This is a genomic window from Streptomyces sp. TLI_105 (assembly GCF_900105415.1).
GTDB lineage: Bacteria > Actinomycetota > Actinomycetes > Streptomycetales > Streptomycetaceae > Streptomyces.
This window is the reverse complement of the sequence record NZ_FNSM01000001.1, coordinates 1,834,051-1,855,837: the sequence shown is the minus strand read 5'-3', so window position 1 is coordinate 1,855,837 and position 21,787 is coordinate 1,834,051. Positions and strand designations below refer to the sequence as shown.

Sequence of the window (21,787 nt, the reverse complement as noted above, 5' to 3'; positions counted from 1 at the left end):
GCGAGCGGTGGACAATAAGGGCATGACTCAGCAGGGGGACAACTGGTGGGACAAGCTCTACGACGAGTCGGCGCCGGACACGGCCCCGACGGTCTCGGGTGACACGCTCGACGACCACTTCGACACGACACCCCGCGCGACGCCGACCCGGACGGACCGGACGGACCGGGCGGACCGGGCGCCGAAGCCGGACCCGGAGGCCGCGCCGCCGGCCCGGGCCACGGCACCCGTGCCGTCCGGTCCGCCCCCGGCACCGTCCGGGGCCACGGCGCCCACATCGCCGGCGCCCCCGTCGGCCCCCAGGCCGAGCGGCCCCCCGGAGCCGCCGAAGCGCCCGGCGCCACCCGCGCCGGGCGCTTCACCCGCGCCCCCGGCGCCGCCCGTGGCCCCCGCGCCCCCGGCGCCGCCCGTGGCCCCCGCGGTCCCTGCGCCGCCCGTGACCCCGGCGCCGCCCGCGCCACCCGCGCCCCCCGCAGTCCCGGCGCCGCCCGCGGCCTCCGCGCCCTCCGCAGCCTCCGCGGCGAGCGTGCCGCCCGTGCCGCCGGTGGCTCCCGCGCCGAGCGTGCCGCTCCTTCCGTCCCGGCCGTCCGTGACTCCCGAGCCGCCCGTGGCCTCCGCGCCGAGCGTGCCCCTCGTGGCCTCCGCGTCGAGCGCGCCCCCCGCGCCGCCCGTGTCCCGGCAGGTGCCCCCCGTGCCCGGTTCGGCGCCCTGGGAGGCGCCCGAGGGGGGCGGGCCGCGGACGTTCCCGGCCCCGCCGCCTCCGCCGGTTGCCGCGCCCGTCGAGACGCCCACCGTTCAGGTGCCGCTGCCCGAGGAGGCTGCTCCCGAGGAGCCGGAACCCGGCCCCGACCTCACCGTCGAGGTGCCCGTGCCCGTGCCCGTGCCCGTGCCCGTGTCCGTGCCCCGCCCGAGGAGCGGGTTCATCGGCAGCAGACCGCCCACCTACGAGGCCGAGCCCACCGCGCTGCCAGTCGCCCGCCCCGGCGAGCTCGCCGAACTGGTCGCCGACACCGTCCTCGACGGCGCCCGCTACGGCACCTGCACCCTGCGCGCCGCCTCCGTACGCGGCGACTCCGCCCGCTTCCGGGGCGAGCCCCGCCGGGACGCCCTGCTCACCGCCCGCTTCGGCCACGACGAGACCGCGCTCGTCCTCGTCGCCGTCGCCGCGGGTTCCCGCGCCGCCGAGGACGCCCACCTCGCCGCCGCCGACGCCTGCCACTGGATCGCCGAGGCCGTCTGCCGCAGCCACGCCCGGCTCTCCGAGGACATCAGGTCCGGCCGCCGGGGCGACCTCAAGTCCGGCCTCCACCGGCTCACCGACCGGACATACGGCAAGCTGCGGGCCCGCGCCGCCGAGCGGGGCCTCGCCCCCGAGGAGTACACCGCGACCCTCCGCTGCCTCCTCGTCCCCGCCGACCCCGAGTGCCGCACCCGTGTCTTCTTCGGCATCGGCGGCGGCGGTCTCTTCCGGCTCCGCGACGGCTCCTGGCAGGACCTCGAACCCCTCCTGCCCGAACCGGCCGCCGTCACCGGCGCCCCCGTCGTCGGCTTCGGCTCGCCGCCGCCCGTCCCGGAGGCGACCGAGGAGGGGGACAGGCTCACCATGGACCTCGGCATCACCACCGCGCCGCCGCTCGTCGAGGAGCCCGTGCCGCCGCCCGCCGAGCCGTTCCGCTTCCGCGCGTCCGTGGCCCGCCCGGGTGACACCCTGCTCCTCGCCTCGCCCGGACTCGCCGAGCCGATGCGCGGCGAACCCGCCCTCGCCCACGAGCTCGCCGCCCGCTGGGCCGACGCCGAGCCGCCCGGCCTCGCCGCCTTCCTCGCCGACACCCAGCTGAGGGTGACCGGTTACGCCGACGACCGTACGGGGGTGGCCGTCTGGGAGGCGTAACCCGCCGGGCCGTGTGTTGATGGAGCCATGGCCAAACAGAACGTGGCGGAACAGTTCGTGGACATCCTCGTGCGCGCCGGCGTGCGGCGCCTGTACGGCGTCGTCGGCGACAGCCTGAACCCGGTGGTCGACGCGATCCGCCGTACCCGCGGGATCGACTGGATCCAGGTGCGGCACGAGGAGACCGCCGCCTTCGCCGCGGGCGCCGAGGCCCAGATCACCGGCGGCCTCGCCGCCTGCGCGGGCTCCTGCGGTCCGGGCAATCTGCACCTCATCAACGGCCTGTACGACGCCCACCGTTCCATGGCCCCGGTCCTCGCCCTCGCCTCGCACATCCCGTCCAGCGAGATCGGCCTCTCCTACTTCCAGGAGACCCACCCCGACCAGCTGTTCCGCGAGTGCAGCCACTACAGCGAGATGATCTCCAACCCGAAGCAGATGCCCCGGCTGCTCCAGACGGCGATCCAGCACGCCGTCGGCCGCGGCGGCGTCAGCGTCGTCTCGCTGCCCGGCGACATCGCCTCCGAGCCGGCCCCGGAGAAGGCGGTGGAGACCGCGCTCGTCACCACCCGGCCCACCGTCCGCCCGGGTGACGCCGAGATCGACGCCCTGGTCCGGATGATCGACGCCGCCGACCGGGTGACGCTGTTCTGCGGCAGCGGCACGGCGGGGGCGCACCCGGAGGTGATGCAGTTCGCCGAGCGGGTCAAGGCGCCGGTCGGCCACGCCCTGCGGGGCAAGGAGTGGATCCAGTACGACAATCCGTACGACGTCGGCATGAGCGGTCTGCTCGGATACGGCGCCGCCTACGAGGCCACCCACGAGTGCGACCTGCTGATCCTGCTCGGCACCGACTTCCCGTACAACGCCTTCCTGCCCGACGACGTCAAGATCGTGCAGGTGGACGTCCGGCCCGAGCACCTCGGCCGCCGTTCCCTGCTCGACCTGGCCGTCTGGGGGGACGTCCGCGAGACGCTGCGCTGTGTGATCCCGCGGGTCCGGGAGAAGACCGACCGCCGCTTCCTCGACAAGATGCTGAAGAAGCACGCCGACGCGCTGGAGGGCGTCGTCAAGGCCTACACCCGCAAGGTCGAGAAGCACGTCCCGATCCACCCCGAGTACGTCGCCTCCGTCCTCGACGACCTCGCCGCCGACGACGCCGTGTTCACCGTGGACACGGGCATGTGCAACGTCTGGGCGGCCCGCTACCTCTCGCCCAACGGGCGGCGCAGGATCATCGGCTCGTTCAGCCACGGCTCCATGGCGAACGCCCTGCCGCAGGCGATCGGCGCCCAGTTCACGGACCGGAACCGCCAGGTCGTCTCGCTCTCCGGCGACGGCGGCTTCTCGATGCTGATGGGCGACTTCCTGACCCTCGTCCAGTACGACCTGCCCGTGAAGGTCGTCCTCTTCAACAACTCCTCGCTGGGCATGGTCGAGCTGGAGATGCTGGTCGCCGGGCTCCCCTCGTACGGGACGACGAACAAGAACCCCGACTTCGCCGCCATCGCCCGTGCCGCCGGGGCCCACGGCGTCCGGGTCGAGAAGCCCAAGCAGCTCGCGGGCGCCCTCAAGGACGCCTTCAGACACAAGGGGCCGGCCCTGGTCGACGTCGTCACCGACCCGAACGCGCTCTCCATCCCGCCGAAGATCAGCGCCGACATGGTGACCGGCTTCGCGCTCTCCGCCAGCAAGATCGTCCTGGACGGCGGCGTGGGCCGGATGCTCCAGATGGCCCGTTCCAACCTGCGCAACGTCCCGCGGCCCTGACCCTCATGAATGCGGACGGTGATGTGGGGCATGCATCTCCGTGAGCCTGTTCGACGCGACCTGTGGGTGGGGGATATGGCCGGGGAGGCACGACAGCCGACTCAACTGCTCAGAAAGGTGGGATGCGCCGATCTCACCGCGGTGCCGGAGGTACGGCATGCCCTGCGTGAACTGCTGCGGAGGTGGGGCGGACCGGGCGCCTCCGACGTGGCCGAACTGCTCACCAGCGAACTGGTGACCAACGCCCTGGTCCACACCGAGCACGGGGCCGTCGTGACCGCGACGGTCGTCCCCGAGCAGCTGAGGGTCGAGGTCCGCGACTTCGTGCCCGGACTCAAGCAGCCGCACGCACCGCCCGCCGACGACGGTACGCACGGCCGGGGACTCGTCCTCGTCCAGGCCCTCGCCGACTCCTGGGGGGTCGAGGAGAACGGGGTGGGCAAGGTGGTGTGGTTCGAACTGAACGGCGGGGCCGCCTGAAGAGGCGGCCCCGCCGATTTCCTTCCTGTTCCCCCGCTCAGCCGAACTGCTGCTCCAGATCCTTGAGCTTGCGCTCCAGGGAGTCGAGACGGGGCAGCGCCTGGGTGTCGTCCTCGGCGGTGAGGTCCACCGTCCGGGACTCGCCGGGGCGGGGCTCATCGCCCCTCACGGCTTGCAGGGAGGGCCGGGGTCGAAGCGGCAGCTGTCCGGGGTCCGCTATGGCGGGCTCCGCGACGGCGGCCTGCACGGCCGTCGTCGCGGAGCCCGAACCGCCGCCCGCACCCGGGCCGGTACCCGTACCGGACGAGGTGCCGAGGGCCGCCATCTCGACCTGGCGACCACCGCCGCGGCCGAGCCCGAAGGCACGGTGCTGACGGTTGATCGCCTTGAGCCTCGCCCGGTCCAGCTTGACCTGGTCGCGCCGGCGGAGCCGGTTCTGCTCCTTCTCCCGCCGGTCCTCGCGCACCTCGTCGACCGCCTCGTCCAGGGTCCGTACGCCCTCCAGGAGCATCAGCGACCAGGCCGCGAAGGTCTCCCGGGGAGCCCTCAGCCACCGCACGATACGGATCTGCGGCAGCGGGCGGGGCACCAGGCCCTGCTCGCGCAGCGCGGCCCTGCGGGTCTGCTTCAGCGCCCGGTCGAAGAGGACCGCCGCCGAGAGGGACATGCCGGCGAAGAAGTGCGGAGCGCCGTCGTGGCCCATGCCGCGCGGTGCGTGCACCCAGTTGAACCAGGCCGCCGCGCCCGCGAACAGCCAGACGAGCAGGCGCGAGCCGAGGGCCGCGTCGCCGTGGCTGGCCTCGCGGACCGCGAGCACCGAGCAGAACATGGCGGCGCCGTCGAGGCCGAAGGGGACGAGGTACTCCCAGCCCCCGGCGAGGTTCAGGTTCTGCCGGCCGAAGCCGACGAGGCCGTGGAAGGAGAGCGCCGCCGCGACGGCCGCGCAGAGGAAGAGCAGCCCGTACGAGGCGAATCCGTAGACGGCCTCCTTGCGTCTGCGGCGCTCCTCGCTGCGTTCCCAGGAGTCGTCGGCCGCGGCCTGGTCACCGGCGCGCTTCCCGCGCGCGAGCACCGCCACCGCCGTCAGGACTCCGGCCACCATCACGCCGCCCGGAAGCAGCCAGTCCAGCGATATGTCGGTCAGTCTCATGCGGTGTCCCTTGCATCGCAGTAGGGCGTTTGGCGGCCCATACTGGCCGACCCCGCGGGGTGCTCAAGGGGTTTCGGGGCAAGAGCACGCCATCGGGGGCGCGGGGCATACGAATAGGTGCGATCTGCTCGAACACCCGTGCAGGGAAAGGGGTTTGAGTTCGATTCATGTCACCCGAACGGGTGGCGTAATCGCGGCCGCGTCCCGGGGGCCTCAGGCGGTCGCGGTCAGTCGGCGGACGCGCTCGGCGTCACAGGTGCGCGGACAGGTGAGACAGGTGTCCTCGGGGCGCAGCGTGTAGAAGAAGCAGCACGTGGCCCGGTCGCGGGTGGCGTGCGGAGCGCCGTCCGCCCCCTCGGTGCCGGCCAGCTCGCGGAAGCCCGCCCCGCCCGCGTACGGCTCGTACGGCTTGGGGGTGCCCGGCAGGAGGAGTTCGAGCTCGGCCATCGCCCGCCGCTCCTCGCCGAGGAGGGCCGCGACGTACCAGAGGCCCTCGACGATCTCGTCCGTCGCCATCCCCCACAGGGCCCGGCGGCCGCGCCGCATCCGGGGGCCGAAGCCGTCGAGGACGGCCTCGAAGTGCTCGGCGAGCGAGGCGCGCACCTCGGCGCGCAGCGCCTCCTCGTCGGCGACGACCCGGGCGCCGGGGAGGGCGGCCGCGGGGTCGCCCGGCAGGCAGGCGAACTCCTCCACCCGGACCGCCATGCGGCCGAGCGCCCGCTGGAAGGCCACGTTCCGGACGGGCAGGCGGGGCACCCTGCGGTCCAGGAACCAGGGGAGGGTGACGAGGAGGCAGGCGGGCCAGGCGTACCGGTGCAGTCCGAAGCTCGCGACGACGTCGGGGCGGGCCCGGGTGCCGTGGTCCCGCAGCACCTGCGCGTCGTCCCAGGCGAGGAAGGCGTCGAGGCGGGGGCCGCCGACCGCGAGCTCGTCCGCGCCGACCCAGCCCGCGCCGCTGGGCAGCCGCTCGTCCCGGGCGTGCTCCTCTGCCCGCAGGCCGGGGAAGACCTCGGCGAGCCGGGCGTAGGAGGCCGCGACGGGCGAGGTGAGGGGAGCGGGCGGCGGGGCGGGCAGCAGGGCGGGGACGGTCATGCGGACCACCGAATCGCGAGCGTTGGCAGGTTAGCCTTACCTTACCCGATTCGGGGTGGTCTCTCACCGCCGGAGAACCCCTCCCACCTGCGGGGCAGCCCGTATGCCCCGGATGTCGGCCCGTTCGCCTATGGTGCACAGAGGACCCCGGCGACGCGAGCGGGGCCCGGCACGAGGCCGCAGGAGGACCCGGGTGGAGCAGGGCGCAGCGCGCGAGCGGGCGACGGAGAGGCCGTCCCCGCCCTTCGGCGACGCCACGGGGGCCGTACGTCCGGAGCCGGCGCGTCCGGAGTCCGCCCGCACGGCGTCCCTACGTCCGGAGCCGCCGCACACGGAGTCCGTACGGGTCCCGGAGCAGACGCGCGGCACGGAGCCGGGCCGCGGCCCCGAGCACGCCCGTGGCGAGCACACCCACGGCGAACCGGCGGACCCCGGCCCCCGCACCGTGCGCAGGCACTCCGTCCGCGGCCAGATCCTCGAAGCCCTCCGCACCGCCCTCGTCGGCGGTGAACTCCGCCCCGGCGAGGTGTACTCCGCCCCCGTCCTCGCCGAGCGCTTCGGCGTCTCCGCCACCCCCGTCCGCGAGGCCATGCAGCGCCTAGCCGTCGAGGGGGCCGTCGAGGTCGTGCCGAACCGCGGCTTCCGCGTCACCGTGCGCACCCCCCGCGAGCTCGCCGAACTCGCCGAGGTCCGCGCGCTCATCGAGGTCCCCGTCATGCTGCGGCTCGCCCGCACGGTCCCGGCCGCCCGCTGGGCCGAGCTCCGGCCGCTCGCCGAGGCCACCGCGACCGCCGCCGCCCAGGGCGACCGCGCCCACTACGCCGAGACCGACCGGGCCTTCCACCGGGCCGTCCTCTCCCTCGCCGGGAACGAGCAGCTGCTCGCCGTCGCGGACGACCTCCACCGCCGCTCGCAGTGGCCCCTGATCAGCGCCCCCGCCCTCCGCCACGGCGACCTCGTCGCCGACGCCGCCGAGCACACCGCCCTGCTCGACGCCCTGATCGCCCAGGACCTCACCGTCGTCCAGACCCTGGTACGAGAGCACTTCACCGGCTCGGAGTGCTAGGAGGCACGCGGCTCCGCCCGGGCCCGTCCGCCTCGGCGGCGGCCTGAGAGGGGTCGGTGGGCCCGGCGAGGTTCCGGTGTTCCGCGTCGCTTCGTGAGGCGGTTTCGTCGGTGGGGTACCGGTCGCGGTTCGGACGGCTAAGGTCGGAGGCGTCAGCCGTTTGCCGTGTCGCGTCACCCGTGAGGTGTCCCCATGCCGTCCGCGAGCCCGTCCCCGGCATGGGGCGGTACGGAAGCCGAGGCCGCCGCGCTGCTCGGCTGGCTCACCGATCCCGAGGCGCCCCGGCTCTGTCTCGTCACCGGTGCCCCGGGCAGCGGCAAGACGGCCCTCCTCGGCTGGCTCGCCGCGTACGGCCCGCGCTCCGGACGCTCCCGCCGCCGGACGCCCCGGGTGCTCGTCCCGCTCGCCGGGCAGAGCGCCCTCGGCGCGGCCTGGACGATCGCCGACCGCCTCGGTGTCGTGGCCCGGTCGCCCGGCGACCTCGTCCACGCCCTCGCCACCAGCGAGCCGCGGCCCGCCGGCGGGGCCGTCCTCCTCCTCGCGGACCTCCACGCCGCCGCCGAACCCGCCGCGCTCACCCGGCTCATCGCGGAGCTCGCCGGAGTCGGGAGGATCCGCCTCGTGGTCGAGGCCCGGAGCGACACCCCGGCCCCGGCCGTCCTGCGCGCCGAACGCCGGATCGCCGTCGTCGACCTGGACGGCGGGCCCGAGTCCGCCGACGGCGCCCGGGCGGAGCCGGCCCCGCCGCTGCCGGACCTCTCCGACCCGGCCGCCGTCTGCGCGGCCGACCCGCTGCTCGTCACCACGGCGTACGTCACCGGCGCCGCCCTCGCCGGGGTGCCCGGCACCCTCGACGGGCCCGAGCCGTCCGCCCGCCCCGGCGAGGGCGCCGTCGACGAGCACGGCGGGCTCCGGACCGCCTGGATGCGCGCCGGGCAGTCGCTCTGCCGCGAACAGGCCCCGTCGGACAGGGCGTTGGTCCTGCTCGCCGCTCTGGGCGACGGCGCCGACCCCCGGCTCCGCCCCGCGCTCGCCGATCTCGCGGAAGCCGCGCCGTGGCGGGTCCGGTGGGCCCGTCACCGCGGCGACCTGACGCCGCCCTGGCCGGGCCCGGTCACCGTGCTCGGCGCGGCGGGCGGCCCCCTGGAGGGAACCCTCCTCGTCGGCGACCCCACCGGCACCGTGCGTCTGCTCCACGAGGCCGACGCGAGCCCGGCCGGCCGGCTCGCGCACACCGTCCCCGGCCGGATCACCGCGCTGGCGCCCGCGCCCGACGGCACGGTGCTGCTCCTGGACGACCGGGGCCGGCTGCACGCCGTACGGGGAACGGCGCCCCGGCCCCCGTACCTGGAGCGGCTCACCGAGGCGGTCTCGGCGACCCTGGCCCGCCACCCGGGGACGGCCCTCGCGGCGATCGCCGGCTCGGTGGTGGTGGGGGACCGGCTGGGCTCCGTCCACGCCTTCGGCCTGACGGGCCTTCACCAGTCGGCCGCGCACAGCGGCCGGGTCACGGCCGTCGCTGCGGTCGAGTCCGAGGCCCCGTTCGTCTGCTCCGGCGGCGCGGACGGGAGCGTCCGGCTCTGGACGCCGGGCAGCACCGCGCGCCCCGAGCCCCTCGCCGAACGCTCCTCGCCGGTCGTCTCCCTGCACGCGACCGAGACCCCGCACGGCCCGCTGGTCGCCGCCGCCTGGGCCGACGGCCTGGTCGAACTGCACCGGCCGGAGGGCGGCCCGACGCTCTCCTTCCGCCCGGGCCCCCCGGTCCGCGCGGTCGCGGTCACCGGCGCCGGCTCCCTGCTCGTCGGCACCGACGAGAGCCTGGTGTGCCTCGCACCGAGGAGCTGACCCGTGACGGGACGTCACAAGACGTCCCGTACGGGCGACTTCAGGTGGCGCCCCGGGGCGTCAGCTGGGCCGAGAGCCAGGTCGGCACCCCGCCGAGCAACTGGAAGAGGCGCCGGGCCTCGGCGCGCAGACGGCCCGCCTCCGGCTCGGTCTCCGTGGTCGCCAGGGCGGTGAGCGCCGGGGCCGTGCCGACCAGGTAGCCCAGCTCCTCGCGGATCCGCAGGGACTCCGCGAAGCCGTGCCGTGCCTCCGCCAACTCCCCCTCGCGCAGGGCGAGTCCGGCGAGGTGCCGCCAGGTGAAGGAGAGCAGGAGCGCGTCGCCCCGGGCGGTCGCCCCCTCGTGCGCCCTGCGGTACGCGGCGCGGGCCGCCTGCGGGGAGTCGCCGAGGTTCTGGGCGACGAGCCCGCGCCGGAAGTCCAGGAGGGGGCGGCCGTCGGCGGAGGGACTGATCAGCGCCGCCGCCCGGCCCAGCGCCATCCGGGCCTCGTCGGCCCGGTCGCGTACGCCCAACAGCGTGGAGGCGTAGGCGAGATAGCCGCGTTCGCAGGCCGCGGCCCCGCGTTCCTCGTCGGTGCCGGCGACGGCCTCGGCCGCCCTCAGTGCCTCCTCGGCGTCGGCCCAGCCCTTCTCGGTGTAGAGGCAGCGCTCGATGAGCAGCGCGGCCCTTTCGAGTGCGGCCGCCGGTTCGGACGCGTGCGGCGCGAGCAGCGCGGCCGCGTCCGTCCAGCAACCTCGGGAGCGGAGCCGCCATATGGCGGTCTCCACGGGTGTCTCCTTGCCGTAGGCGAGGGACGGATCTTCGCCACCCCTTGATTCGGAACCAGACATGGCGGTATCCGCCACATTGCCCTCCCCGAGCGCGCCATCGAGCTGTTGAGTAGGACGGCATCTCAGCACGGATGGGAGCACCCGGCCAAGGGGTCGGGTGAAAAATTTCACAAGAGTCCGCAGGGGGTGCGGACCCCCGCCCCGGCCCGTTCCGACCGGGCGTCGGACGGCCGATCGGCCCGTGATCACGCCGGTGATCAGGCCCGGGCCCGGTCCGCGGCCCCCATGCCGAAGGGCCCGCCGCGGCCCCGTTCGCCACTCCTCCGGACTCGCCCGAAGGAGTGAATCATCGAGGCCCCGCCGGGCCCTGGCACATCCGGTCCGGTTCACCCGGACGGCGTCAGCTCATGCGCAGCGCCAGGAAGAAGTCGAGCTTGTCCTCCAGGCGGGAGAGGTCGCGGCCGGTGAGCTGCTCGATCCGGCCCACCCGGTAGCGCAGCGTGTTCACGTGCAGGTGGAGGCGGGTCGCGCAGCGGGTCCAGGAGCCGTCGCAGTCCAGGAAGGCCTCCAGGGTCGGGATGAGCTCCGCCCGGTGGCGCCGGTCGTAGTCGCGCAGCGGGTCGAGCAGCCGGGCCGTGAAGGCGCGCCGGACGTCGTCCGGGACGAACGGCAGCAGCAGCACGTGCGAGGCCAGCTCGTGGTGGCCCGCGGCACAGACCCGGCCCGGGCGGGCGGCGGCCACCCGGCGGGCGTGCCGGGCCTCCTCCAGGGCCCCGCGCAGGCCCTCCGCCGAGTGCACGGCGGCGCTGACGCCCAGCGTGAGGCGCCCGTCGCCGTCGAGGCCCGCGGAGAGCGGCGCCCGTACGGAGGCGAGCAGCGCGTCCGCGTGGAGGCCGAGGGCGGGGGCCGGGCCCTCGTCCTCGCTCTCCGGCAGCGGGCCCGCGGCCAGCGGGACCAGGGCGATCGCCTCGTCGCCGCTGTGCGCGACCGCGATCCGGTCGGCCGACTCGGCGCCGACGGTCGCCGGGTCGACGAGGACCTCCTCCAGGAGCGACTGGGCGACCGGTCCGCTGTCCAGGGGGGCCTGACCGGCCTCCTGGTCCCACTCCACGCGGGCGACGACCACCTGCCAGTGCGGGGCCGTGCCGAGCCCGGGCAGCAGCACCGGGGCGGCGACCCGCAGGCGGGCCGCGATCTCGGCGGGCGCGGCACCCGTCTGCACCAGCTCCAGGACCTCCTGGGCGAGCCGGCGCCGTACCGTACGGGCCGCGTCGCGCCGGTCCCGCTCGACGGCGATCAGCTGGGTGACGCCCTGGAGCAGGTCGAGCCGGGCGGCGGGCCAGTCCCCGGCGTCCGCCTCGACGGCCAGCAGCCAGTCCGACAGGACCGTCTCGCGCACGTCCCGGGAGGCGGGCGCGGCGCCCCGGCCGGTGTTGCGGATCGGGAAGAGGGAGTACGCCGTTCCGGCGACGCTCAGCCGGTGCGGACCGCGCCGGCCGGTGCGGGTGGCGGCCAGGTGCTCGCCGGCCAGGGTGGCGGCGAGCCCGGCCTCCAGGGGCTCGCCCGCGCCCGCGATCTGGCGGCCGGTGGGGGAGAGGACCCAGGCCCGCAGGTCCAGGTCGGAGCCGAGGAGGTCGAGGACGACCTCGGGTCCGCCGCCCGCCGGTCCGGAGGTCATGAGCCGCCGGTGCCGGTCGACGACGGCCGCCAGGTCGCCGGCCCGCTCGCCGGAGACCTGTCGAACAACGTGCTCGGTGATCGTCGCGAACGCAACGGACTCGTTCACTGCGAACAGCGGCAGCCGGTGGCGCAAACACGCCTCCACGAGATCGTCGGGAATGTCGCCGAGCTCGGCCTCGCCCGCCGCGAGGGCCGCCACCCCGGCCGAGGCCAGGATCCGGACGAAGGGCTCGGCGTCGGCCGGGTCCGTCCGCCAGGCGAGGCCGGTCAGCACCAGCTCGCCGCCGGACAGGTACCGGCTGGGGTCCTTGAGGTCCGTCGTCATGACGCCTCGGACGGTCCGGTCCAGCTCGTCCTCGCCGCCGAGCAGGCGCAGCCCGAGCGCGTCGTTCTCCAGCAGTGCGCGCAGCCGCATCGTGTCGCCGCCGTTCCTTCGTTCGGTGATGGTGGTGTCGCGTTGTCGACGGTGGCGCGGTGCCACCGTTTCCAGGGGGAAACGGAGAGGTTTCTGTTCTCCACCGTTCGTTCGAATCTACAAGACGACGACGGGCACCAGCCAACTCCTTCATGTTTTCGGTGACTGCACCCCGGGCGACAGTGGCTTGTGTACTAGGCCACACACCGCGTGAACAGCACATGAACACGACGTCGAGGGCCGGCCGTCCCCCCGGACCCCCTAGCTCGACCCCCGATCACCAGAATCACTAGAAGAGAGCCACCATGGACTTCCTTCGCCCCGCCAGCTGGGAGGAGGCGCTCGCCGCCAAGGCCGAGCACCCCACGGCCGTGCCCATCGCCGGTGGTACCGACGTCATGGTCGAGATCAACTTCGACCACCGACGCCCCGAGTACCTCCTGGACCTGAACCGTATCGAGCTGCTGCGCGAGTGGGAGGTCGGCGAGGAGAACGTGCGCCTCGGCGCCTCCGTTCCGTACACGCAGATCATGGAGCACCTGCGCGCAGAGCTCCCGGGTCTGGCGCTGGCCTCGCACACGGTCGCCTCCCCGCAGATCCGCAACCGCGGCGGCGTCGGCGGCAACCTCGGCACCGCGTCGCCCGCCGGCGACGCCCACCCGGCCCTGCTCGCCGCGGGTGCCGAGGTCGAGGTCGAGTCGGTGCGCGGCAACCGCTTCATCCCGATCGACGAGTTCTACACGGGCGTGAAGCGCAACGCGCTCCAGCCCGACGAGCTCATCAAGACCGTCCACATCAAGAAGGCGGACGGCCCCCAGCAGTACTCCAAGGTCGGCACCCGCAACGCGATGGTCATCGCCGTCTGCGCCTTCGGCCTGGCCCTGCACCCGGAGACCCGGACCGTGCGCACCGGCATCGGCTCCGCCGCGCCGACCCCGATCCGCGCCAAGGAGGCCGAGGCCTTCCTGAACGCGGCTCTGGAGGAGGGCGGTTTCTGGGAGAACGGCAAGATCATCACCCCCTCGATCGCGAAGCAGTTCGCCGACCTCTGCTCGGCCGCCGCCAACCCGATCGACGACGTCCGCGGCACCGCCAAGTACCGGCGCCACGCCGTCGGCATCATGGCTCGCCGCCAGCTCGGCTGGACCTGGGAGCAGTACCGCGGCGCCGGCCGCACGCTTGAGGGAGCTGCATAACCATGCGCGTCAATTTCACGGTCAACGGTCGTCCGCAGGAAGCCGACGACGTCTGGGAGGGCGAGTCCCTCCTCTACGTTCTGCGTGAGCGCCTGGGTCTGCCCGGCTCCAAGAACGCGTGCGAGCAGGGCGAGTGCGGCTCCTGCACGGTCCGCCTCGACGGCGTGCCGGTGTGTTCGTGCCTGGTCGCCGCCGGTCAGGTCGAGGGCCGCGAGGTCGTCACCGTCGAGGGCCTGGCGGAGTACGCCAAGGAGCGCGAGGCGCACGGCGGTTGCGCGAGCGGTGCCTGCGGCACCTCGGTCGACGCCGCCAAGAAGTGGGAGGCCAAGCCCGCCCAGGACTCGCAGACCGGCGAAGGCGTCGAACTCTCGCCGATCCAGCAGGCGTTCATCGACGCCGGCGCCGTCCAGTGCGGTTTCTGCACCCCCGGTCTGCTCGTCGCGGCCGACGAGATGCTGGAGCGCAACCCGTCCCCGACGGACGCGGACATCCGCGAGGCGCTCTCCGGCAACCTCTGCCGCTGCACCGGTTACGAGAAGATCCTCGACGCGGTCCGCCTCGCGGCCGCTCGCCAGGAGCGTCAGGGAGAGGCGGTCTGACGATGGCTCAGAACACACGCACCGTTCCGGCGGGTACGCCCACCGAGGTCACCCAGAAGCACGTCAAGGGCGGCGTCGGCGAGTCCACCCTCCGCCCCGACGGCACCCTCAAGGTCACCGGCGAGTACGCCTACTCCTCGGACATGTGGCACGAAGACATGCTGTGGGGCCAGATCCTGCGCTCCACCGTCGCGCACGCCGAGATCGTCTCCATCGACACCTCCGAGGCCCTCACGATGGACGGCGTCTACGCCGTCCTGACCCACGAGGACCTGCCGGCCGCGAAGAACTACGGCATGGAGTTCCAGGACACCCCGGTCCTCGCCTACGGCAAGGTCCGTCACCACGGCGAGCCGGTCGCCCTCGTGGCCGCCGACCACCCGGAGACCGCCCGCCGCGCCGCCGCGAAGATCAAGATCGAGTACCGCGAGCTGCCCGTCATCACCGACGAGGCCTCGGCGCTCGCCCCGGACGCGATCCTCGTCCACGAGAACCGCGACGACCACCACTCCGGTCACGTCCCGCACCCCAACATCGTGCACCGCCAGCCGATCATCCGCGGCAACGCCGACGAGGCCGCCAAGCGCGCCGACGTCATCGTCAAGGGCGAGTACACCTTCGGCATGCAGGACCAGGCCTTCCTCGGCCCCGAGTCCGGCCTCGCCGTACCGGCCGAGGACGGCGGCGTCGACCTGTACGTCGCCACCCAGTGGCTGCACTCGGACCTCAAGCAGATCGCCCCCTGCCTCGGCCTGCCCGAGGAGAAGGTCCGGATGACCATGGCCGGTGTCGGCGGCGCCTTCGGCGGCCGCGAGGACATCTCCATGCAGATCCTCGCCTCGATCCTGGCCCTGCGCACCGGCAAGCCGGTCAAGATGGTCTACAACCGGTACGAGTCCTTCTTCGGGCACGTCCACCGGCACCCGGCGAAGCTCTACTACGAGCACGGCGCCACCAAGGACGGCAAGCTCACGCACGTGAAGTGCAAGATCGTGCTCGACGGCGGCGCGTACGCGTCGTCCACGGCCTCGGTCGTCGGCAACGCCTCCTCCCTCTCGATCGGCCCGTACGTCGTCGACGACGTCGAGATCGAGGCGATCGGCCTCTACACCAACAACCCGCCCTGCGGCGCCATGCGCGGCTTCGGCGCGGTCCAGGCCTGCTTCGCCTACGAGGCCCAGATGGACAAGCTCGCGGCCAAGCTGGGCATGGACCCGGTGGAGCTGCGCCAGCTCAACGCCATGGAGCAGGGCACGATCATGCCGACCGGCCAGGTCGTGGACTCGCCGGCCCCGGTCGCCGAGCTGCTGCGCCGGGTCAAGGCCCGCCCGATGCCGCCGGAGCGCCAGTGGGAGACCGCCGGCGAGGGCGCGGACGTCCGCGCGCTGCCGGGCGGGCTGTCCAACACCTCGCACGGCGAGGGCGTCGTGCGGGGCGTCGGCTACGCCGTCGGCATCAAGAACGTCGGCTTCTCCGAGGGCTTCGACGACTACTCGACCGCCAGGATCCGCATGGAGGTCATCAACGGCGAGGCCGTCGCCACGGTCCACACCGCCGCGGCGGAGGTCGGCCAGGGCGGCATCACCATCCACGCCCAGATCGCCCGCACGGAGCTCGGCGTCCAGCAGGTCACCATCCTCCCCGCCGACACCCAGGTGGGCTCGGCCGGTTCGACCTCCGCGGGCCGCCAGACGTACATGACCGGCGGCGCCATCAAGAACTCCTGCGGGATCGTCCGCGAGAAGGTCCTGGAGATCGGCCGGCGCAAGTTCGGCTCGTACCACCCGGCCTGGGCCAACGCCGAGCTCCTCCTGGAGGGCGGCAAGGTCGTCACCGACGCCGGCGAGGCCCTCGCGAGCATCGCGGACGTCCTGGAGGACGAGGTCGTGGAGGTCGAGGAGGAGTGGCGCCACCGGCCCACCCAGGCCTTCGACCTCGTCACCGGCCAGGGCGACGGCCACGTCCAGTACGCCTTCGCCGCGCACCGCGCGGTCGTGGAGGTGGACACCGAGCTCGGCCTCGTGAAGGTGATCGAGCTGGCCTGCGCGCAGGACGTCGGCAAGGCGGTCAACCCGCTCTCCGTGGTCGGCCAGATCCAGGGTGGCACCACCCAGGGCCTGGGCGTCGCGGTGATGGAGGAGATCATCGTCGATCCGAAGACCGCGAAGGTGCGCAACCCCTCCTTCACGGACTACCTGATCCCGACCATCCTCGACACGCCGACCATCCCGGTCGACTACCTCGAGCTGGCCGACCCCAACGCGCCGTACGGCGTCCGGGGCATCGGCGAGGCCCCGACCCTGTCGTCCACCCCGGCCGTCCTCGCGGCGATCCGGGCGGCGACGGGCCTGGAGCTCAACAAGACGCCGGTCCGCCCCGAGGCGCTCACCGGCACCCTGTAGGACTCTCCGGGCGGTGCGTGCCTCCCAGGAACGTCACACTTCCACCGCCCGCACCGCCCGGAGCACTCCCTCTCGGGAAACCCGCATCACCGCAGTACCGCTTCACCCGCAGCACCCCGTTCGTCTCGGGCCGTCCCCCGGGTCGTGCAGCCAACGAAATATCCCAAATCCCGCAGCTTCACCGTCAGAGCTTAGAAGTCTGATGCGGGTGCCCCTTTGAACCTTGGGAGTAGGCCCCATGACCCAGTCGTCTGTGGAGCCCAAGACCGCCGCTGAGGACGCGGGCTCCGGCTCGCGCACCCCCGCCGGGCGCTCTTGGCTCGACCGGTACTTTCACATCTCGGAGAGAGGATCCACCGTCGCGACGGAGATCCGCGGCGGCGTCACCACCTTCATGGCGATGGCGTACATTCTCCTGCTCAACCCGATCCTCCTCGGCGGCCCGGACGTCGACAAGCACGTCCTCGCCACCTCCGCCGTCATCACGGCGACCGCCTTCGCGGCGGCGGTGACCACCCTGCTGATGGGCTTCCTCGGCAAGGTCCCGCTCGTCCTCGCGGCGGGGCTCAGCGTCTCCGGTGTGCTGGCGACCCAGGTCGTGCCCCAGATGACGTGGCCGCAGGCCATGGGCATGTGCGTCGTCTACGGTGTGGTGATCTGCCTCCTGGTGGTCACCGGTCTCCGTGAGATGATCATGAACGCGATCCCGCTGCCGCTCAAGCACGGCATCACCATCGGCATCGGCCTCTTCATCGCGCTGATCGGCTTCAACAAGGCCGGCTTCGTGGGCGCCGGCCCGCAGTTCGGCCCGCCCATCACCCTCGGCGCCGGCGGCGAACTCGTCGGCTGGCCGGTACTGATCTTCGCGGTCACCCTGCTCGCGATCTTCGCGCTCCAGGCCCGCAAGATTCCGGGTGCGATCCTCATCGGCATCGTCGCCGGCACCGTCATCTCGCTGATCGTCAACGCGGTCGCCGACGTCCCGGCCAAGGGCCCGGGTTCCTGGGCCAACGGCGCCCCGGAGCTCAAGGGCAGCGCGGTCTCCAGCCCGGACTTCTCGCTCTTCGGCGACGTCTCCTTCGGCGGCTGGGGCGACGTCGGCTACATCACCGTCGGCGTCATCGTCTTCACCCTGGTCCTCGCCGGCTTCTTCGACGCGATGGCCACCATCATCGGCGTCGGCACCGAGGCCAACCTCGCCGACGACAAGGGCCGGATGCCCGGCCTGTCCAAGGCGCTGTTCATCGACGGCGCGGGCGGCGCGATCGGCGGCGTCACCGGCGCCTCCGGCCAGACCGTCTTCGTGGAGTCCGCCACCGGCGTCGGCGAGGGAGCCCGCACGGGCTTCTCCTCGGTGATCACCGGCCTGTTCTTCGCGGCCGCCATCTTCTTCACCCCGATCACCCAGATCGTGCCCCGTGAGGTCGGCTCCGCCGCCCTGGTCGTCATCGGCGCGATGATGATGATGAACGCCAAGCACGTGAACTGGGGCGACAGCTCCGTCGCGATCCCGGTCTTCCTGACCGTCGTCCTGATGCCGTTCACCTACAGCATCACCCCGGGCGTCGCGGCCGGCGTCATCGCCTACACCGTCATCAAGGTGGCGCAGGGCAAGGCGCGCGAGGTCGGCGCGTTCATGTGGGCCCTCACCGCGATCTTCATCGTGTTCTTCGCCCTTCACCCGATCGAGGGTTGGCTGGGCGTCAGCTGACGCCCCACCCGCCCTCCGTACACCCAAGGAGACCGACATGCTGGACATCGCCGAAGAGCTGCACCGGTGGGTCGAGCAGGGACGCACGTTCGCCGTCGCCACCGTGGTCGCGGTCGGCGGCAGCGCGCCCCGGCAGCCGGGAGCCGCACTCGCCGTCGACGGCGACGGCACGGCGATCGGATCGGTCTCCGGCGGGTGTGTGGAGGGCGCGGTCTACGACCTGTGCGTCCAGGCCCTCGAAGACGGGAAGACCGTCGTCGAGCGCTTCGGCTACAGCGACGAGGACGCCTTCGCGGTCGGCCTGACCTGCGGCGGCATCATCGACATCCTCGTCACCCCGGTCCGCGGCGGGGTCTTCCCCGCCGCGCTCGCGGCCGCCGCCACGGGGGAGGCGGCGGCCCTGGCCCGGATCGTGGACGGGCCGGCGGACCTGTTGGGGCAGGCGCTGCTGGTCCGTCCCGACGGCTCGTACGAGGGGAAGCTCGGCGGCCACCCCGAGCTGGACCGCACCGCGGCCGGCGAGGCCCGCGCGATGCTCGACGCGGGCCGCACCGGCACCGTGGAGATCGGCGAGGACGGCAGCCGCTGCGGACAGCCGCTGTCCCTCCTGGTCGAGTCCTCCGTCCCCGCCCCCCGCATGATCGTCTTCGGCGCCATCGACTTCGCCGCCGCCCTCGTCCGGGTCGGCAAGTTCCTCGGCTACCACGTCACCGTCTGCGACGCGCGGCCCGTCTTCGCGACGCCCGCCCGCTTCCCCGAGGCCGACGAGATCGTCGTCGAATGGCCCCACCGCTACCTGGAGTCGACCGAGGTCGACGGCCGCACCGTCCTGTGCGTCCTCACGCACGACGCCAAGTTCGACGTGCCCCTCCTCCAGGCCGCCCTCAAGCTTCCCGTCGCCTACATCGGCGCGATGGGCTCCCGCCGCACCCACGAGGACCGCAACGAGCGCCTCCGCGGCGTCGGCGTCACCGAACTCGAACTCGCCCGCCTGCGCTCCCCGATAGGCCTCGACCTCGGCGCGCGCACGCCCGAGGAGACCGCCCTCTCGATCGGCGCCGAGATCGTCGCCAACCGCCGGGGCGGCAGCGGGGTCTCCCTCACGGGCGCCCACACCCCGATCCACCACGAGGGGCCCCGCGAGCCGGACGGGCGCATAGGTTCGGTCGCGTAGCTCCGTTTCCGGGACGGCCGCCGGGGCCTCGGCTAGATTTCCCGGGTGGACCCGCTGATCGCCGAAGACCCGACGCACGTAGGCCCCTACCGCCTCATCGCCCGTCTCGGGGCGGGCGGGATGGGTCTGGTCTACCTCGGCCGCTCCGAGGTCGGCCGTACGGTCGCGGTCAAGGTCGTGCAGCCCGAGTACGCCGCCCACCCGGAGTTCCGCAAGCGCTTCGCCCGCGAGGTGGCGGCCGCCCGGCGGGTGGGCGGGAGCTGGACCGCCGACGTCCTCGACGCCGACACGGACACCACGGCCGCCGTGCCCTGGGTGGCCACCCAGTACATCGCCGGGCCCGACCTGACCACCGTCGTCGCCCGGGACTTCGGGCCGCTGCCCGAGCATTCGGTCCGCGTCCTCGCCAACCGTCTCGCCCTCGCGCTGCGGGTCGTGCACGAGGCGGGCCTGATCCACCGCGACCTCAAACCGTCCAACGTCCTGGTGACGGTGGACGGGCCCCGCGTCATCGACTTCGGCATCGCCCGCGCCATGGACAGCCTGGCCGGAGACAGCCTGCACACCCGCACCGGCATGCTGATCGGCTCGCCCGGCTTCATGTCCCCGGAGCAGGTCCGCGGCCTCGAACTCACCCCCGCCAGCGACGTGTTCTGCCTCGGTGCCGTCCTCGTGTACGCCGCCACCGGGCGTCTCCTCTTCGGCGCCACCGACACCGGCCTGAACGCCCACCTCTTCCGGGTCGCCGAGGAGGAGCCCGACCTCACGGGCGTACCGGAGTCGCTGCTCGGCCTCGTCCGCGCCTGCCTGGAGAAGGACCCGGCGGCGCGCCCCACCCCCGAACGGATCGCGGCCCTCACCGGCGGGGACGAGGGCGGTGTCTGGCTGCCGGGCGAGGTCCTGGTCCAACTGGGCAGGCACGCGGCGCAGTTGCTCGACTACGTACCCGCTGCCCGAGCCGAAACGGCCGCCGCCCAGCCGGTGACGGAGACGGCGCCCCACGCCGGAACGCCCGCCGCCCAGCCGGTGACGGAGACGGCGCCCCGAGCCGGGGTCCCGGCCCAGGCGCAGGCCCCGGCGCCCGCGTACACCCCCACGGCTCCGGCCCACCGGGTTCCCGTTGCGTCACCGCGCCGCCGTGGAGGACTGGCGGTCATCGTTCTCGCACAGCTGGCGGTGCTGCTCGGGGTGACGCGGGATCCTTTCGATCTCAGCGGCGAGAGCCCGCAGTCGTACGCCTTCGCGGTCCCCTTCGCCGCGCTGCTGCTGCTCGGCGGCCATCTCGTCGACCGGGTCGGCGGCCGGCGGACGCTGGTCGTCGGTCTGTCGGGGCTCGTGGGGGCCTGTGTGCTCGGCGGCTCGGCCGGCGAGTTCGCTCCCGCGGCTCTGATCGCGGCCCGGGTCCTCCAGGGCGGCTTCGGCGCGCTGGTGACAGTGGCGGCGCCGGCCCTGGTGGCCACCGTCTTCCCGGAACCGAAGGCGCGGGTCAGGGCCTTCGGCGTCTACGCCACGGTCGCTGTCGGCGGCCCGGCCGTCGGGGCCTCGACCGGGCTCATGGGCCGGGGCCCGGTGCTGGTCGTCATCGCGCTCCTCGCCCTGATCGCCCTGGCCGGGAGCCGCGTCCTGCCGCACGACCGGCCGGACCGCCCCGGCGCCCGCTTCGACCTGCCCGGAGTCCTGCTGGGCGGGTTCGGGGTCGCCCTGCTGCTGTACGGCTCCGTCAAGGCGGCTCCGGGCTGGGGAACCCCACTGGTCCTGGGCCTGGTCGCGGGAGGCGCGGTCCTGCTCGCGGCCTTCCTGGGACGGCAGGGCGCCGGGTCGAACCCGCTGCTGCCCCCGTCCGTCCTCAAGGACCGCAGCCGGCTCGGCGGCTTCCTCACCATGCTCCTCGCCGGCGCCGGGATCCTCGCGCTGCTGCCGCCGCTGGCGTTCATCCTGATGATGAACCTCGGGTTCTCCGTGTCCACGACGGGCCTCGCCATGCTGCCGATGGTCGCCGCGATCGCCGCCGGCGCCGTCGAGATCTCCCCGCGTCTGCTGGCGCGTGGCGTGGCGCCCCGTGTCCTCCTCGTGTCGGGCCTGGTGGTCACGCCCCTCGGCCTGGCGCTGACCATCACCGGCATCGAGAGCGGCGGCGGATACGCGGCGCTGCTCCCGGCCATGCTCCTCGCGGGCCTGGGCATCGGCCTGGCCTTCATGCCGCTCTTCGCCGTCGTGGTCGACACGGGCCTCGGCAGGCACACGGGGGTTGCCTCGGCCGCGGTCGTCACGGCCCAGACGGTGGGCGCGGGCTTCGGGACGGCGCTGTACGCAAGCCAGGGCGGTCCGCCCTGGTGGGCGGTGCTCTTCCTGCTGGCCGCGGGCCTGACCGGAGGTCTGATGGTGACGGCCCCGTCACCCGTCTCTCCCCGTCGTTAGTCCCGGGGCGTCGCCGCTCGCCTGTCCGGACGGGGTGGCCCGTCCGGAGCCCCGGCGTGCGCGCCCCTCCCCGAGGAGGCGTCCCCACCTCTCCCTCGATACTTAATGCAAGACAAAAGAAAAGTCGTG

At 73.8% G+C, this 21,787-nt stretch carries 15 protein-coding genes; 11 read left to right on the top strand and 4 right to left on the bottom strand.

Annotation, left to right across the window (positions count from 1 at the left end; all coding sequences use genetic code 11):
* Positions 1 to 22 precede the first annotated feature (22 nt).
* From BLW86_RS08530 to BLW86_RS08520, 3 genes are all read left to right on the top strand, one after another.
* Entirely contained in the window at positions 23 to 1,891 is a 1,869-nt protein-coding gene (locus BLW86_RS08530) for a protein phosphatase 2C domain-containing protein (protein ID WP_093873457.1), read from the top strand.
* Between the two features lie 27 nt (positions 1,892 to 1,918).
* Positions 1,919 to 3,661, top strand: a complete 1,743-nt coding sequence (locus BLW86_RS08525; protein ID WP_093873456.1) for a pyruvate dehydrogenase — start codon at positions 1,919 to 1,921, stop codon at positions 3,659 to 3,661.
* A gap of 75 nt (positions 3,662 to 3,736) precedes the next feature.
* The gene (locus BLW86_RS08520) at positions 3,737 to 4,141 is read left to right on the top strand and encodes an ATP-binding protein (protein ID WP_093873455.1); all 405 of its coding nucleotides are present in this window, start codon (positions 3,737 to 3,739) and stop codon (positions 4,139 to 4,141) included.
* A gap of 37 nt (positions 4,142 to 4,178) precedes the next feature.
* On the opposite strand, the gene BLW86_RS08515 is transcribed toward BLW86_RS08520, so the two are convergent.
* The gene (locus BLW86_RS08515) at positions 4,179 to 5,291 is read right to left on the bottom strand and encodes a DUF2637 domain-containing protein (RefSeq protein ID WP_093873454.1); all 1,113 of its coding nucleotides are present in this window, start codon (positions 5,289 to 5,291) and stop codon (positions 4,179 to 4,181) included.
* Positions 5,292 to 5,504: 213 nt separating this feature from the next.
* Positions 5,505 to 6,383, bottom strand: a complete 879-nt coding sequence (locus BLW86_RS08510) for a (2Fe-2S)-binding protein (protein WP_093878572.1) — start codon at positions 6,381 to 6,383, stop codon at positions 5,505 to 5,507.
* Between the two features lie 193 nt (positions 6,384 to 6,576).
* Here BLW86_RS08510 and BLW86_RS08505 point away from each other — a divergent pair, with 193 nt between their 5' ends.
* A complete protein-coding gene (locus BLW86_RS08505) occupies positions 6,577 to 7,449 on the top strand; it encodes a GntR family transcriptional regulator (protein WP_093873453.1) in 873 nt (290 codons plus the stop codon).
* A 192-nt stretch (positions 7,450 to 7,641) separates the two neighbouring features.
* Entirely contained in the window at positions 7,642 to 9,294 is a 1,653-nt protein-coding gene (locus BLW86_RS08500; protein ID WP_093873452.1) for a WD40 repeat domain-containing protein, read from the top strand.
* A gap of 40 nt (positions 9,295 to 9,334) precedes the next feature.
* On the opposite strand, the gene BLW86_RS08495 is transcribed toward BLW86_RS08500, so the two are convergent.
* Both BLW86_RS08495 and BLW86_RS08490 read right to left on the bottom strand, forming a co-directional pair.
* Positions 9,335 to 10,123: a hypothetical protein gene (locus BLW86_RS08495; RefSeq protein WP_093873451.1), complete on the bottom strand. Its 789-nt coding sequence runs from the start codon at positions 10,121 to 10,123 to the stop codon at positions 9,335 to 9,337.
* Between the two features lie 340 nt (positions 10,124 to 10,463).
* Positions 10,464 to 12,158, bottom strand: coding sequence for a PucR family transcriptional regulator (locus BLW86_RS08490; protein ID WP_093873450.1), 1,695 nt, complete (start codon positions 12,156 to 12,158; stop codon positions 10,464 to 10,466).
* Positions 12,159 to 12,463: 305 nt separating this feature from the next.
* Here BLW86_RS08490 and BLW86_RS08485 point away from each other — a divergent pair, with 305 nt between their 5' ends.
* From BLW86_RS08485 to BLW86_RS44020, 6 genes are all read left to right on the top strand, one after another.
* Positions 12,464 to 13,354: an FAD binding domain-containing protein gene (locus BLW86_RS08485; protein ID WP_093873449.1), complete on the top strand. Its 891-nt coding sequence runs from the start codon at positions 12,464 to 12,466 to the stop codon at positions 13,352 to 13,354.
* 2 nt (positions 13,355 to 13,356) lie between these two features.
* Positions 13,357 to 13,953 carry a (2Fe-2S)-binding protein gene (locus BLW86_RS08480; RefSeq protein ID WP_030692714.1) on the top strand — a complete coding sequence of 199 codons (597 nt, stop codon included), beginning with the start codon at positions 13,357 to 13,359 and terminating at the stop codon, positions 13,951 to 13,953.
* Positions 13,954 to 13,955: 2 nt separating this feature from the next.
* Positions 13,956 to 16,355: a xanthine dehydrogenase family protein molybdopterin-binding subunit gene (locus BLW86_RS08475; protein ID WP_093873448.1), complete on the top strand. Its 2,400-nt coding sequence runs from the start codon at positions 13,956 to 13,958 to the stop codon at positions 16,353 to 16,355.
* Positions 16,356 to 16,593: 238 nt separating this feature from the next.
* On the top strand, positions 16,594 to 18,066 hold the full coding sequence (locus BLW86_RS08470; protein ID WP_093873447.1) for an NCS2 family permease: 1,473 nt from the start codon (positions 16,594 to 16,596) through the stop codon (positions 18,064 to 18,066).
* A 37-nt stretch (positions 18,067 to 18,103) separates the two neighbouring features.
* Positions 18,104 to 19,240, top strand: coding sequence for an XdhC family protein (locus BLW86_RS08465; RefSeq protein ID WP_093873446.1), 1,137 nt, complete (start codon positions 18,104 to 18,106; stop codon positions 19,238 to 19,240).
* A gap of 45 nt (positions 19,241 to 19,285) precedes the next feature.
* Positions 19,286 to 21,658 (top strand): bifunctional serine/threonine protein kinase/MFS transporter, encoded by a 2,373-nt coding sequence (locus BLW86_RS44020; protein ID WP_093873445.1) that lies wholly within the window; start codon positions 19,286 to 19,288, stop codon positions 21,656 to 21,658.
* Positions 21,659 to 21,787 lie beyond the last annotated feature (129 nt).